This window comes from Streptomyces sp. NPDC001868 (assembly GCF_040297125.1).
Lineage (GTDB): Bacteria > Actinomycetota > Actinomycetes > Streptomycetales > Streptomycetaceae > Streptomyces.
The window spans coordinates 15,762-32,227 of sequence record NZ_JBEOYO010000060.1 but is presented as its reverse complement, the minus strand read 5'-3'; the positions used below and the strand labels follow the sequence as shown (position 1 = coordinate 32,227).

The following is a 16,466-nucleotide window of genomic DNA, read 5'->3' as shown; positions in this document are numbered from 1 at the left end:
GGGTGGGGGTCCCGCGACGGGGTCAGGACGGTTTGCCGTCCCGAGCCTTGTCGAGCTCGTCGAGCTTGTGGCCGATGACTTCCGCCATTCCGGCTGCGTGCGCCGGAAGGCACATCTCGTGGTGGGTGCTGTGGACGTCGTACGCCGTCACCGTGCCGGTGACGTACGGCTTCCACTGGCCCGTGTAGGGCGCCTCGGGGTTCAGCGTCGCGTTGAAGAAGAGGACGTCGCCGTCGAAGACCGGCGGGGTGTGCCTCTTCAGCAGTTCGACATGGTGGACCACGAACGCGGACGACTTCTCCAGAAGGATTTCCTGGTCCGCCCCGCCGATGTTCCCGTCGCCCTCTCCGACGAATTCGCCGAGGAGGCCGCGCACCTGGTTCAGTTCGAGATCCGGGTCGTTCGCGAAGTGGCCGCCCGGGGCCGCGTCGAGCAGGCCGAGGAGGGCGACTTCATGACCCCTGCGCCGGAGTTCCGCGGCCATCGCGTGGACGACCGCTCCGCCGAAGGACCAGCCGATGAGGTGATACGGCCCTTCCGACTGAGAAGAGAGTATCTCTTCCACGTATTCCGTCACCAGGGATTCCAGAGAATCCGGCAGGGAATTCGTCGACGACGCCGGTGAATTCGTCGGCGAGTTCGTCGCTGCGGAATTCCCGTCCGCCGGTGCGGACCACGCGGGCGACTGGATTCCGTACGCCGGCCGGTCGGCGGGGAGGTGCCCCGCGAAGGACAGGTAGGGCCAGGCGAGCCCGCCGGTGAGGTGGACGAACCACAGGGGTTCGCGGTCGCCGCCGGCCTTGATGGTCAGGACACGGGCGAACGGGTCGGTGTCCTCCCGTACGGCCCTGGTCCCGTAAGCGGCGAGCTGGGCCACCGTGGGCGCCTGGAACACCGCCCGCATGGGCAGCGCCGGATCCAGCTCCCGGCGGACCCGGCTGACGAGCCGGGCCGCGAGGAGCGAGTGACCGCCCAGGGCGAAGAAGTCGTCGTCGATACCGACCTTCTCCAGGCCGAGCACCTCCGCGAAGAGGGCCGCCATGGTCTCCTCCCGGCCCGTGCGCGGCGCCCGGTAGGCCTCGCCGGTGAACTCGGGTTCGGGCAGCGCCCGGTGGTCGAGCTTGCCGTTCGGGGCGAGCGGCAGCCGGTCGAGGTGCACGAAGGCGGCGGGGACCATGAACTCCGGGAGCCGCCGGGCGACGTACGCGGACAGCTCCTCGGTGTCCGGCTCGGTGTCGGGCTCGGCCCCGGGTCCGGCCACGACGTAGGCGACGAGCCGTTTGTCGTTCCCGTGGGGCTTCGCGACGACGACCGCCCGGTCGACGGCCGGGTGGGCCGTCAGGGCCGCCTCGACCTCGCCCGGTTCGACACGGAAGCCGCGCACCTTGATCTGGACGTCACCGCGGCCGGCGTACTCCAGCTGCCCGTCGGCGTTCCAGCGGGCCAGGTCGCCCGTGCGGTACATCCGGGAGCCGGCAGGACCGAACGGGTCGGCGACGAAGCGGTCGGCGGTCAGGTCCGGGCGGCCCCGGTAGCCGCGTCCGATGTTCCCGGCGACGTACAGCTCCCCCACCGCGCCCGGCGGTACGGGCGTCAGGCCCGAACCGAGCACGTACGCCCGCAGGTTGGGCAGCGGGGCGCCGATCGGAGCGCTGCCCCCGACCTCGCCGCCGGCCTCCCCGACCGGGGAGACGGTGGCGTAGAAGCTCTCCGTCTGGCCGTACGCGTTGACCACGCGCACCCCCGGGAACGCCTCCCGGACCCGGCGCAGCAGCCCGGACGTGAGGGCCTCGCCCGCGAAGACCAGGGTGTCCACGGAGGTCGTGCCGGCGAGCTGGTCGACGAGTTCGGCGAAGACCGACGGGACCGTGCTGATCACGGAGCCCTGCCAGCCGTCCCGCTCCCCCAGGGCGAGCACGTCGCGGACGATCTCGACGGTGCCGCCGTGGGCGAGCGTGGTGAACAGTTCGAACACCGAGACGTCGAAGTTGACCGAGGTGCCGGCGAGCATCCGGCGTCCGGGGGCCATGCCCACCGGACCGGCCAGCCGCAGTACGCCGTTGACCACGTTGGAGTGCGTGATCGCGACGCCCTTCGGGGTGCCCGTGGAGCCGGAGGTGTACATCACGTAGGCGAGGTTCTCCGGGCGGACCGGGCGGCCGAGGTCGGTGTCGTCGGCCGGCAGGACCAGCTCGTCGACGTACAGCTTGGGCACGGTCGTCGGGGGCAGTACGGAGAGCGTCCCGGAGTCGGTGAGGACCAGATGGGGCCTGGCCTCGCCGAGGATGTACTCCAGGCGGTGGCTCGGGTACTTGGGGTCGATCGGGAGGTAGGCGCCGCCCGCCTTCAGCACCGCCAGCAGGGCGACCGCCAGTCCGGCCGTGCGCGGCAGGGACACCGCGACCACCGTCTCCGGGCCGACTCCGTGGGCGACCAGTTCCCGGGCGAGCCGGTTGGCCGTCGCGTTCAGCTCGGCGTACGTCAGCGTCGTGCCGTCGCACTCGACGGCGGGCGCGTCCGGGGTACGGGCCGCCTGGCGTTCGACCAGTCCGGCGACGGTCGTCCCCGGGGTGTCCGCGGCCGTGCCGCTCAGCTCGGCGAGCCGCTCGTGCTCGGCCGGTTCGAGGAGGTCCACCCGGCCGACCGGCACCGACGGATCGGCGGCCATCTGCCGCAGGATCCGCACGAGCCGGCCGCCCAGTGTCTCGACGGTCTCGCGGTCGAAGACGCCCTGCTGGTACTGGAGCACCAGTTGCAGATGCGGGTCGGCGGCGGCCATCACGGTCAGCGGGTAATGCGTGCCGGAGAAGGGGCGGATGCCGGTGAAGGCGATCCCGGAGGCGCTGTTGGCGGAGTCGATGCCCTCCTTGTCCACGGGGAAGGACTCGAAGACGACGAGGGTGTCGAAGAGCGTGCTCAGACCGGTGGTGCGGTGGATCTCGCTCAGACCGTGGTGATGGTGGTCGAGGAGCGCGGCCTGGCGGCGCTGGAGCCCGGTGAGCAGGTCGGCGAGGGTGTCGCCGGGGCCGTGTTCGACGCGTACGGGCAGGGTGTTGATGAACAGCCCGACCATCGAGTCGACGTCCGTCACCGTCGGCGGCCGTCCGGAGACGGTCGCGCCGAAGACGACGTCCTGACGGTTCGTCGACCGGCTCAGCAGCACCGCCCAGGCGCCCTGTACGAGCGTGTTGACGGTGATGCCGAGTTCGGCGGCGCGGCGGTTGAGGGCGCGGGCCTCGTCCAGCGGGAGCCGTACGTCGATCTGGCCGACGCCGGTGGCGTCGCCGTCCGCGGTGTGCGGGGCGAGGAGGGTGGGTTCCTCCACGCCCGCCAGTTCCGCCGCCCAGGCCCGGGCGGTCTCGGTCTCGTCCTGCCGGGACAGCCAGGTGAGGAAGTCCTTGAAGCCCCGGGTGCGGGGCAGCACGGACGGGTCGCCGGCGGAGCCGTACAGGTGGAGCAGTTCCTGCATGAGGATCGGGAAGGACCAGCCGTCGAACAGCACGTGGTGGGCCGTGAGGACCAGTTCGGAGCGTTCGTCGGTCATCCGGACCAGCGACAGCCGCAGCAGGGGCGGGACGGCCGGGTCGAAGTGGGCGGTGTGGTCCTCGGCGAGGAACCGCTCGAAGGCCTCCTCCCGTTCGGCCTCGGGGAGGTCGCGCAGGTCGGCCTCCCGCCAGGGCAGCGGCACCCCGTCCACGACCGCCTGGACCTGCTGTCCGGACGAGTCCGTCACGAACGCGACCCGCAGGTTCGGGTGGCGGTCGAGCACGGCCTGGCCGGCGGCCCGCATCCGGGCGGGGTCGACGCGGCCGGAGACATGGAAGGCGATCTGCATCTGGTAGGCGTCGTGTTCGGCGCCGTCGTCCAGGAGGGACTGGAAGAGCAGGCCGGACTGGAGCGCGGTCAGCGGCCAGACGTCGGTGAGGCCGGGATACGTCCGCTCCCACCGCTCGATGTCCTGCTGGGTCACGTCCACGAGGGGGAGGTCGGAGGGGGTGAGTCCGCCGGCCTTCGGGTCCTCGGTGACGTGCCGGGTGATCGCGTGCAGTGCCTCTGACCAGAGGTCCATGAGGTCCTGGACCTCGGTGGGGGTGAGGACGCCTGCGGGGAAGCCGACGCTGGCGTCCAGTTGGGCGCCGAGTTCTGTGTCTATCACCGCCGAGTTGATCTCGATGGTTGTCATGGCGGGCATTTCGCCGAGGTCCGCGGTGAGGCCTTCGGCCGGGAGTTGGGTCCAGCCGAGGCCGCGGAGTTCTTCGGGCATGTCCGCTGCGGAGAAACGGCCCAGGTAGTTGAAGCCGATCTGGCCGGCCTCATGGGTTGTCGGTTCGCTGCGGGTCCGATGGGGCTGGTCGCGCAGTTCCCCGCGCCCCTTGAGGGGCGCCAGTGCCGGCCTTGTTTCCTTGTTCAGGTAACGCAGCAGGCCGTAGCCCAGGCCCTTGTCCGGGATCGCGAGCAGTTGCTCCTTGATCGCCTTGACCACCGCGCCTGTTGTGGGGCCTCCCTCGAAGGCCTCGTCCAGGTCGAAGCCCGTGGTGTCCAGGCGGACCGGGTACATGCTGGTGAACCAGCCGATCGTGGCGGAGAGGTCCGCGCCGGGTACGACGTCCTGTTCGCGGCCGTGGCCTTCGAGGCGGACCAGGGTGGACGGCTCGTCCAGGCCCCGGCCGCGCCGCCACTTGGCGACCGCGAGGGCGAGGGCGGCGAGGAGGCCGTCGTTGACTCCGCCGTGGAAGGCCGTCGGGACCTTCGTCAGCAGCGCCTCGGTCACGGCGACCGGGAGGCGGACGGACAGGTGGTCGAGGGTGGAGCGGGTGTCGACGGCGGGGTCGAGCGGGCGGGACCCCAGGTCGGGGTCCGGGCCGTCGAGGATGCCGCGCCACAGCTCCAGCTCGGCCGTCCGCTCCGGCGAGTTGGCCTCCTCGATCAGGGCGTGCGTCCAGCGGCGTACGGAGGTGCCGACCGCCGGGAGTTCCGCCGTGCCGCCCGTCCGCACCTGCTGCCAGGCCTCGGCGAGGTCGGGGAGCAGGATGCGCCAGGAGACGCCGTCGACGACCAGGTGGTGCAAGGCGATGAGCAGTCGGCCGGGGACCTCCGGGTCGGCCGGGTCGAACCACACGAACTGGGCCATGACCCCGGCGGCCGGGTTCAACCGGCCGGTCGCCGCGTCGAGTTCGGTGGCCGCCGTGCGCAGCCAGCCCTCGTCCCACACCCCGTCGCACGCGACCCGCCGTATCAGCGTGGCCGTGTCCACCGATCCGGCCTCCGCGACCACCAGGCTCTCCCCGGTCAGCCGGGACCTGAGCAGGTCGTGCCGGTCGAGCACCGCGTCCAGGGTGGCGACGAGGCCGGCCCGGTCGATACCGAGGGGCAGTTCCAGGGGGAGGGACATGGAGAAGCGGTCGAAGTCGCCGCCCAGCTCCAACATGTACTGGGCGACCGGGAGCAGCGGGAGGGTGCCCGTGCCGCCGCCCTCGAACTCCTCCAGGAGCACGGCGGTGCCGGTGGTGCGGGCGACCAGGGCGAGTTCGGCGACCGTGCGGTGTTCGAAGATCTCGCGCGGGGTGACCTCGACGCCCTGGGCGCGGGCCCGGGTGACGACCTGGATGGAGCGGATGGAGTCGCCGCCGACGGCGAAGAAGTCGTCGTCGACACCGACGCGGGCGTGGCCCAGGACGTCGGCGTACACGGCGGCGAGGATCTCCTCCTCGGGGGTCCGGGGCGCCCGGTACTCCCCGCCGCTGAACTCCGGTTCGGGCAGCGCCCGGGTGTCGAGCTTGCCGTTCGGGGCGAGCGGCAGCCGGTCGATGACCACGAAGGCGGCCGGGACCATGAACTCCGGCAGCCGCTCGGCGACGAAGGCGCGCAGATCGCGGGTGGTGAGCCCGGCGGTGAGGTCGAAGTCGGTGTCCCCGAGGCCCTGACCGCCGCCCGGCCCTGAACCGGCGTCCACGGGCACGACGTAGCCGACGAGCTGCTTGCTCTTTCCGTGCTCCCGCACCACGACCGCGGCGCGGCCGACGCCCGGGTGGGCGGTGATCGCGGCCTCGACCTCGCCGGGCTCGATGCGGAAGCCCCGCACCTTGACCTGGGAGTCGGCCCGGCCGGCGTACTCCAACTGCCCGTCGGCGTTCCAACGGGCCAGGTCGCCCGTGCGGTACATCCGGGAGCCGGCAGGACCGAACGGGTCGGCGACGAAGCGCTCGGCGGTCAGGTCGGGCCGGCCCCGGTAGCCGCGGGCGATGTCGCCGGCGATGTACAGCTCACCGACGACGCCCACGGGGGCCGGGGTGAAGCCGGGGCCGAGGACGTACGCCCGCATGTTGCCCAGCGGGGTGCCGATGGGCGCGCTGCCGGTGCCGCCGCCGGAACCGTTGGCGGTGAAGGTGGTGGCGTAGAAGGACTCGGTCTGGCCGTAGGCGTTGATGACGCGGACGCCCGGGATCTGCTCGCGCATCCGCTCCACCAGGGTGGTGGGCAGGGCCTCGCCGGCGAAGACGACCGTCTCGACGGTCAGCCGGTCGGCGAGCTGGTCGAGCAGTTCGGTGAAGGCCGACGGCACGGTGGAGATCATCGTGCCGTTCCAGGTGTCGCGTTCGCCGAGGACGAGGACGTCCCGGACGATCTCGGCGCTGCCGCCGACGCTCAGCGTGGTGAACAGCTCGAACACCGAGACGTCGAAGTTGATCGACGTGCCCGCGAGGATCCGCGAGCCCTTCCGGACGCCGACCCTCGGAACCAGTCGCAGGACGCCGTTGACGACGGTGTGGTGGCTGAGGGAGACGCCCTTGGGCGTGCCGGTCGAGCCCGAGGTGTACATGACGTACGCCAGGTTCTGGGGGCGCGCGGTGACCGGCAGGTTGTCGGGCGACCGGTCCGTGAGGTCCAGGCCGTCGACGTACAGCTTCGGGATGTCCGTCTCCGGGAGCACGGACACCGTCGCGGAGTCCGTCAGGACGAGGGCCGGGGCGGCCTCCGTCAGGATGTGGTCCAGGCGGTGGCTCGGGTACTTGGGGTCGATCGGGAGGTAGGCGCCGCCCGCCTTCAGTACGGCGAGCAGGGCGACCGCCAGTTCGGCGGTGCGCGGCAGGGACACCGCGACCAGGGTCTCGGGGCCGATGCCGTGGGCGACCAGCTCGCGGGCGAGCCGGTTGGCGCGGGCGTTCAGCTCCCAGTACGCGAGCGTGGTGTCGCCGGAGACGATCGCGACCGCGTCCGGAGTGGCCGCGACCTGCTTCTCGACCAGTTCGGTGAGCGTGACCTGCGGGGTCGGCTCGGCGGTGTCGTTGAGCCGGTGCAGGACCTTGTCGCGCTCGGCCTCGTCGAGGATGTCCACCGCGCCGACGCGGGCCGCCGGGTCGGCGACGAGCTGGCGCAGCACCCGGACGAAGCGGTCGGCGACGCGTTCGGCCGTCTCGCGGTCGAACAGGTCGGTGGCGTACTCCAGCAGGCCCTCGACCTCGCGTCCGTCCGGGCCCGTCACCTCGGTGAGGTTGAAGAACAGGTCGAACTTGGCGGTGCCGGTCGGCGTCGGGACGTACTCGACGGCCAGGCCCGGCAGGTCGAAGTCGGCCTGGGCGAAGTTCTGCCAGGCGAACATCACCTGGAACAGCGGGTGGTACGCCGTGGACCGCTCGGGGTTGAGCAGCTCCACCAGGCGCTCGAAGGGCGCGTCCTGGTTGGCGTACGCGGCCAGGGCCTTGTCGCGGACCTGGGCGATCAGCTCCTCGAAGGTGGGGTTGGCGGACAGTTCGGCGCGCAGCACCCAGGTGTTGACGAAGAACCCGACCAGGTCGGCGAGGGCCTCGTCGGTGCGGCCGGCGATCGGGGAGCCGATCGGGATGTCGTCGCCGCCACCGAGCTGGTGCAGGAGCACGGCCAGCACGGACTGCATGACCATGGACACGGTCACGTCGTGCTCGCGGGCCAGCCTCTCGACGGCGACGAGGAGGTCGTCGTCGATGGAGAAGTCGAGCATCTCGCCCCGGTAGCTCGCCTTCGGCGGGCGGGGCCGGTCGACGGGCAGCCGCAGCGGCTGCGGTACGGCGGCCAGCTCCCGTCGCCAGTACGACGACTGGGCGGCCAGCGGGCTGTCCGGGTCGGTGGCGTCGCCGAGCAGGTCCCGCTGCCAGAGCGTGTAGTCGGCGTACTGCACGGGGAGTTCGGCGAACTCGGGGGCCAGGCCCTCGCGGCGGGCCGCGTACGCGGTGGAGATGTCCCTGATCAGCGGGGCCATGGACTCGCCGTCGCCGGCGATGTGGTGGATGAGCAGGGTCAGGACGTGCTCCCCCGGCCCGCAGCGCAGGACGCCGGCGCGGACGGGGATGTCGGTGGCCAGGTCGAAGTGGTGGCCCGCCGCTCGGGCGACCGCGGCCGGCACGTCGTCCGGCGCCACCTCGACGACGGGCACGGGCAGGCTGAACTCGCCCGGTTCCAGGACGATCTGGTACGCCGTCCCGTCGGCCTCCTCCCCGTACACGGTCCGCAGGCTCTCGTGCCGGGCCACGACGTCCCGGATCGCCTCGGCCAGGGCCTCGGTGTCCAGGTCCCCGGTCAGCCGCAGCGCCATCGGGATGTTGTACGTCGCCGAGGGGCCCTCGAACCGGTCGATGAACCACAGGCGGCGCTGGGCGAAGGACAGCGGCAGCCGCTCGGGGCGCTCGCGCACCCGTCGCAGGGGGGTGCGGACGGTGTCGCCCGAGGAGAGCTGGGCGGTGAGCTCGGCGACCGTCGGGGAGCCGAAGACCACCTTGATCGGGATCTCCACGCCCAGTTCGGTGCGGATACGGCTGATCAGGCGGGTGGCGAGGAGCGAGTGGCCGCCCAGGTCGAAGAAGTTGTCGTCGATGCCGACCTCGTTGGCGCCGAGCACCTCCGCGTACAGCCGGGCGAGGATCTCCTCCCGCTTGGTGCGCGGCGCCCGGTAGGGCACCCCGGCGAACTCGGGGGCGGGCAGCGCGGCCCGGTCGAGCTTGCCGTTCGGCATCAGCGGCAGCCGGTCGAGGACCACGAAGGCGGCCGGGACCATGAACTCGGGGAGCTTGCGGGCCGCGAAGTCCGCCAGTTCCCCGGTGTCCACCTCGGTGGCGGGCACGACGTACGCCACGAGCACCTTGCCGGTGTTGGTGCCGCGTCCGTCGCGGGCGATCACCGCGGCCTGGGTGACGTCCGGGTGGGACGCGAGCGCTGCCTCGACCTCGCCGGGCTCGATCCGGAAGCCGCGCACCTTGACCTGGGTGTCGCCGCGGCCCACGTACTCGATCTGCCCGTCGGCGTTCCAGCGGGCCAGGTCGCCCGTGCGGTACATCCGGGAGCCGGGCTCGCCGAACGGGTCGGCCACGAAACGGTCGGCGGTCAGGTCCGGCCGGCCCCGGTAGCCGCGGGCGAGGTTCCCGGCGACGTACAGCTCGCCGACCGCGCCCGGCGGTACGGGGGTGAGGCCCGAACCGAGCACGTACGCCCGCATGTTGGGCAGCGGGGTGCCGACGGGCGCGCTGCCGGTGCCGTCCCAGGCGGCCGCGTCGAACGTGGTCGCGTAGAAGCTCTCCGTCTGCCCGTAGGCGTTGATCACCCGGACGCCGGGGAAGGCCTCGCGGACCCGGGAGACCAGGGTCGAGGAGAGGGCCTCGCCGGCGAAGACGACCGTCTCCATGGCGGTCCGGTCGGCGATCTGGTCGAGGAGTTCCGCGAAGGCCGACGGCACGGTGCTGATGACAGCGCCGCTCCAGTGGTCGCGCTCGCCGAGGACCAGGACGTCCCGGACGATCTCCGCCGTGCCGCCGTGGGCGAGCGTGGTGAACAGCTCGAACGCGGAGACGTCGAAGTTGATCGAGGTGCCGGCCAGGACCTTCGAGCCCGCCCTGATGCCCAGGCGGGCGGCGAGCCCGTGGACGCCGTTCACGAGGGCGGAGTGGGTGACGGCGACACCCTTGGGGGTGCCGGAGGAGCCCGAGGTGTACATCACGTAGGCGAGGTTCTGCGGGTGGACGGTGATGCCCGGGTCCGCCGCGGACGCGTTCGTGAGGTCGAGCGTGTCGACGTACAGCGTCGGCGCGTCCGTCGCGGGCAGCACGGAGACCGTCGCGGAGTCCGTCAGGACCAGGCCCGGCCGGGCCTCGCCGAGGATGTACTCCAGGCGGTGGCTCGGGTACTTCGGGTCGATCGGCAGATAGGCGCCGCCCGCCTTCAGTACGGCCAGGAGGGCGACCGCCAGCTCGGGCGAGCGGGGCAGGGACACGGCGACGACCGTCTCCGGGCCGACGCCACGGTCCACGAGGACGTGGGCCAGCCGGTTGGCGCGGGCGTCGAGCTGCTCGTACGTCATGCGCGCGCCCTCGAAGACGAGCGCGACCGAGTCCGGGGCGGTGGCGGCCCGCTTCTCGAAGAGCCGGGTGACCGTGGCGTCCTCGGTGGGCTCGGTGGTACCGCTCAGCTCCAGCAGGCGCCGGTGCTCGGCCGGCTCCAGGACGTCGACCAGGCCGACCGCCCGCGTCGGGTCGTCCGCGAGCTGCCGCAGGACGAGCGCGAACCGGGCCGCGTACGACTCGACGTCCGCGCGGTCGAGGACATGCTCCTGGAACTGCAGGGCCAGCCGCAGATGCGGGTCCGCGTCCGCCATCACGGTGAGCGGGTAGTGGGTGCCCGTGGAGGGGCGGATCGTGGTGAAGGCGATGCCTGCCGCCGCGTTGGCCTCGTCGAGGCCGGCCCGGTCGACGGGGTAGGACTCGAAGACGACCAGGGTGTCGAAGAGGGTGCTGAGTCCGGTGGTCCGCTGGATCTCGCTCAGGCCCTGGTGGTGGTGGTCGAGCAGCGCGGCCTGCCGCCGCTGGAGCCTGGTCAGGACGTCGGCGAGGGAGTCGCCGGGAGCGTACTCGACGCGGACGGGCAGGGTGTTGATGAAGAGGCCGACCATCGAGTCGACGTCCGGGACCGCCGGGGGCCGTCCGGAGACGGTCGCGCCGAAGACGACGTCCTGCCGTCCGGTGAGCCGGCCCAGGAGGACCGCCCAGGCGCCCTGCACCAGGGTGTTGACGGTGACGCCCAGTTCGGCGGCGCGCCGGGTGAGCGCGCGGACCTCGTCGAGCGGCAGCGGGACGTCGACGGAGCCGATGCCCTGGCTGCCGGTGGCCGGGGCGCCGCCGCGCACCAGCAGGGTGGGCTCCTCGACGCCCTCCAGCTCCTTCGCCCAGGCCCGGCCGGACGCCTCGTGGTCCTGGCGGGCGAGCCAGCCGAGGAAGTCCTTGAAGCCACGTACCCGGGGCAGGACGGACGGGTCGCCGCCGGAGCCGTACAGGTGCAGGAGGTCCTTCATCAGGTGCGGGAAGGACCAGCCGTCGAAGAGGACGTGGTTGGCGGTGAGGACCAGCTCGGAGGTCTCCCCCGTCATCCGGACCAGGGTCATGCGCAGCATCGGCGGGAGGGCCGGGTCGAAGGCCGCCGCGTGGTCCTCGGCGAGGAAGCGCTCGAAGGACGCCTCGCGCTCCGCCTCGGGGAGGTGGCTCAGGTCGATCTCCCGCCACGGGAGGGCGACACCGTCGATCACCGCCTGTACCTGGCGGCCGGAGGAGTCGGTGACGAACGCGGCCCGCAGGTTCGGGTGCCGGTCCAGGAGCGCCTGGCCCGCCGCGCGCATACGGTGCGCGTCGACCTCTCCGGTGACGTGGAACGACATCTGCATCTGGTAGGCGTCCCAGGAGTCGTCGTTCAGCATCGTGTGGAACAGCAGGCCCGACTGCAGGGCGGTCAGCGGCCAGACGTCCGCGAGGCCCGGGTACAGCTGCTCCCAGCGCTCGATGTCGTGCTGGGTGACCTGGACGAGGGGGAGGTCGGAGGGGGTGAGGCCGCCGGCGTTCTCCTGGCCGACGTGCTGGACCAGGGCGTCCAGTGCCGCGAACCAGAGTCCGGCCAGCTCTTCCACGTCCTCCTTGGCGAAGAGGCCCGCCGGGAAGCCGAGGCTGGCGTCGAGTTGGGCACCGTTCTCCGTGTCGACGACCAGGGAGTTGATCTCCAGGGCGGACATGGCGGGCATGTCGGCGTCCAGGGGGGCGGAGAGTTCGGAGAGCTGGGTGAAGCCGAGGCCTCTGAGGTTTTCGGGCATGTCGGCGGTGGAGAAGCGGCCCAGGTAGTTGAAGCCGATCTGGCCCGCTGAGGTGGTTGGTTCGCTGCGGGTCGTTTGTGGCTGGTCGCGCAGTTCCCCGCGCCCCTTCAGGGCGCTCCCCGTGCCCTCGTTCAAATAGCGCAGCAGGCCGTAGCCCAGGCCCTTGTCCGGGATCGCCAGCAGTTGTTCCTTGATGGCCTTCACGGCGCTTCCCGCCGCGCTGCCGCCCTTGAACGCGTCGTCCAGGTCGAGGCCGGCCACGTCCAGCCGGACCGGGAACAGGCTCGTGAACCAGCCCACCGTGGACGACAGGTCGGCGCCCGGTACGACGTCCTGTTCGCGGCCGTGGCCCTCCAGCTTGAGGAGGGTCGAGGACTCGTAGACGCCGCGGGCGCGCCGCCACTTGGCGACGGCCAGGGTCAGCGCGGCGAGGAGGCCGTCGTTGACGCCGCCGTGGAAGGCGGCCGGGACCTTGGTCAGCAGGGCCTCCGTCGTGTCGGCGGGGAGCTGTACGCGGACGTAGTCCAGGCTGCCCCGGGTGTCGACGGCGGGGTCGAGCGGGCGGGTGCCGAGGAGCGGGTCGGGGCCGTCGAGGATCCGCTTCCACAGGCCCAGCTCGGCCTGCCGCTCGGGCGAGTTCGCCTCCTCGATCAGGGCGTGCGTCCAGCGGCGTACGGAGGTGCCGGTGGCGGGCAGCTTCGCGCGTCCCGTCTCGCGGACCTGCTGCCAGGCGGCGGCGAGGTCGGGGAGCAGGATGCGCCAGGAGACGCCGTCGACGACCAGGTGGTGCAGGGCGATGACGAGGCGCCCGGGGACCTCCGGGTCGGCCGGGTCGAACCACACGAACTGGGCCATGACCCCGGTGGCCGGGTCCAGCCGGCCGGTCGCCGCGTCGAGTTCGGCGGCCACCCGCTCGTCGCAGGCCTCGTCCCACACCCCGTCGTACCCGACCCGGCGCACCAGCGGGCCCGCGTCCACCGAGCCCGGCGCGGTCACCGACAGTCGGTGGCCGTCGAGCCGGGAGCGGAGCACGTCGTGCCGGTCGAGGACGGCGTTCAGGGTGGCGAGGAGTCCCGCGCGGTCGATGCCGACGGGCAGTTCGGCGAGGACGGCCATCGAGAAGCGGTCGTGGGAGCCGCCGAGTTCGAGCATGTACTCGGCGATCGGCAGCAGCGGGAACTCGCCGGTGCCGCCGCCCTCGAACTCCTCCAGGACGACGGCGGCCGCCGCCCGCTCGGAGACGACGGAGGCCAGCTCCGCCGCCGTACGGCGTTCGAAGATCTGCCGGGGGGTGACCTCGACGCCCTGGGCGCGGGCGCGGGAGACGACCTGGATGGAGCGGATGGAGTCGCCGCCGACGGCGAAGAAGTCGTCGTCGACACCGACCCGCTCCAGGCCGAGCACCTCGGCGTACACCTCGGCGAGGATCCGCTCGCGCTCGTTGCCGGGCGCCCGGTACTCGCCTCCGGTGAACTCCGGTTCGGGCAGCGCCTTGCGGTCGAGCTTGCCGTTCGGGGCGAGCGGGAGGCGGTCGAGGACCACGAAGGCGGACGGGACCATGAAGTCGGGCAGCCGCTGCCCGACGAAGGAGCGCAGTTCGGCGGTCTCGACGCCGGCGCGCAGGTCGGTGCTGGTGGAGTCGCTGCTGTAGGCGGGCACGACGTACCCGACGAGCTGCTTGGTGTTGCCGTGGGTCCGGGCCACCACGGCGGCCTGCGCGATGCCCGGGTGGGCGGTCAGCGCGGCCTCGACCTCGCCGGGCTCGATGCGGAAGCCGCGCACCTTGACCTGGGTGTCACCGCGGCCGAGGTACTCCAGCCGGCCCTCGGCGTTCCAGCGCGCGAGGTCGCCCGTGCGGTACATACGCGAGCCGGCGGGCCCGTACGGGTCGGCGACGAACCGGTCGGCGGTCAGCTCGGCGCGCCCGTGGTAGCCGCGCGCCACGTTGCCGGCGACGTACAGCTCGCCCGCCACGCCCTGCGGAACCGGGGTCAGGCCGGGGCCGAGGACATAGGCGCGCATGTTGCCCAGCGGGGTGCCGATGGGCGCGCTGCCCTCGCCGTGCCACCTTCGGCTCTCGTCGATGGCGAACGCGGTGGCGTAGAAGCTCTCGGTCTGGCCGTACGCGTTGACGACCCGCACCCCGGGGAAGGCCTCGCGGACCCGGGCGGCCAGGGTCGAGGACAGGGCCTCGCCGGCGAAGACGAGCGTGTCGATGGTCGTCGTGCCCGCGATCTGGTCCATCAGCTCGGCGAACACGGACGGGACGGTGCTGATGAGGCTGCCGGTCCAGCCCTCGCCCCGGGCCGCGCGCTCGCCGAGGACGAGGACGTCCCGGACGAGTTCGACGGTGCCGCCGTGGGCGAGCGTGGTGAAGATCTCGAAGACCGACACGTCGAAGTTGACGGAGGTACCCGCGAGGGTCCGTGAGCCCTTGCCCAGGTCCACGCTCTCGGCGAGCTGGAGCACTCCGTTGACGATGGTGTGGTGGCTCAGCGCGACGCCCTTGGGGGTGCCGGTGGAGCCCGAGGTGTACATGACGTACGCGAGGTTGTGCGGGTGCGTGCCGGCGTCGGGGCTCTCGGTCGGCCGCCCGGTGAGGTCGAGCGTGTCGACGTAGAGCTTCGGCGCGTCCGTCTCCGGGAGCACGGACACGGTCTCGGAGTCCGTCACGATCAGGCGCGGCCGGGCCTCGCCGAGGATGTACTCCAGGCGGTGGCTCGGGTACTTCGGGTCGATCGGCAGATAGGCGCCGCCCGCCTTCAGGACCGCCAGCAGGGCCACGGGCAGGTCGAGGTCGCGGGGCAGGGACACGGCGACGACCGTCTCCGGGCCGACGCCCTGCTCGACGAGGAGATGGGCCAACCGGTTGGCGCGGGCGTCGAGTTCGCCGTACGTCAGCGAGGCGCCCTCGTGGACGACCGCCTCGGCGCCGGGGTCGAGCGCGGCCTGCTCCTCGACCAGCCGGGCCAGGGTGACCATCGGGATCGGCTCGGCGGTGGCGTTCATGTCGACGAGGAGGCGCCGGCGTTCGGCCGGGTCCAGGGTGTCGACGGCGCCGACGGGCAGGGCCGGGTCCGCCATCAGCTGCCGCAGGACGCGCACGAAACGGGCGCCGATGGACTCCGCGGTGGATCGGTCGAAGAGGTCGAGGGCGTACTCGATGGTGCCGCGCGCGCCCTGCCCGTCGTGGTGCCGGGCGATGTTGAACTCCAGGTCGAACTTGGAGGTCTTCGTGTCCAGCTGCTCGAAGTCGAGGCGGGCTTCGAGGCCGGGCAGGTCCAGCTCGGGGCGGGTGATGTTCTGCCAGGCGAACAGCACCTGGAACAGCGGGTTGTAGGCGGTGGAGCGCTCGGGGCTGAGCCGGTCCACCAGCATCTCGAAGGGGGCGTCCTGGTTGTCGTAGGCGTTCAGGGCCCGCTCGCGGACCTGCTCCAGGACGTCCTCGAAGGTGGGGTTGCCGTCCAGGCGGACGCGCAGCACCCAGGTGTTGACGAAGAAGCCGACCAGGTCCGCGAGATCCTCGTCGCCCCGGCCGGCGATCGGGGAGCCGATCGGGATGTCGTCGCCGCCGCCGAGCTGCTGGAGCAGGACCGCCAGGACGGACTGGAGCACCATCGACACGCTCAGACCGCGCTCGGTGGCCAGCTCCTCGACCTGGGCGAGGAGTTCGGGCTCCAGCTCGAAGTCGACGGTGTCACCCCGGTGGCTGGCCACCGAGGGGCGGGTGCGGTCGACGGGCAGCTGCAACGGCTGCGCCAGGCCCGCGAGTTCGCCCTCCCAGTGGGCGAGCTGACGGGAGACCAGGCTGTCGGGGTCCTTCTCGTCGCCGAGCAGCTCGCGCTGCCAGAGCGCGTAGTCGGCGTACTGCACGGGGAGTTCGGGGAACTCCGGTGCCCGGCCGGCGCGGCGGGCGGTGTAGGCGAGGCTCAGGTCCCGCAGCAGCGGGGCGCCCGACTCGCCGTCGGCGGCGATGTGGTGGAAGAGCAGCAGCAGGACGTGCCGGTCCGGGGCCTGGCGCAGGATGCGGGCGCGGACGGGGATCTCGGTGTAGAGGTCGAAGGTGTACGAGACGGCCTCGGCGACCGCTTCGGAGAGCCGGTCGGGCTCGACGTCCACCACCGGGATGTCGAGCCGGACCTCCTCCGGCGGAAGTATTCGCTGGTAGGGGACGCCGTCCTCGTCGTAGAGGATCGTGCGCAGGCTCTCGTGCCGGCCCACCACATCGCGGATCGAGGCGGCGAGCGCGCGGGTGTCCAGCTCGCCCGTGAGGTGCAGGGCGAGGGGCACGTTGTAGGTGGCTGAGGGGCCCTCGAAGCGGTCGATGAACCAGAGCCGACGCTGGGCAAACGACAACGGGATCACTTCG

Annotated in this window: 1 protein-coding gene; it reads right to left on the bottom strand. The window is 72.2% G+C overall.

Annotated elements, in window-relative coordinates; genetic code table 11:
* Nucleotides 1-22: 22 nt before the first annotated feature.
* The gene (locus tag ABT147_RS39970; protein WP_351415846.1) at nucleotides 23-16,462 is read right to left on the bottom strand and encodes a non-ribosomal peptide synthetase; all 16,440 of its coding nucleotides are present in this window, start codon (nucleotides 16,460-16,462) and stop codon (nucleotides 23-25) included.
* Between the last annotated feature and the right edge of the window lie 4 nt (nucleotides 16,463-16,466).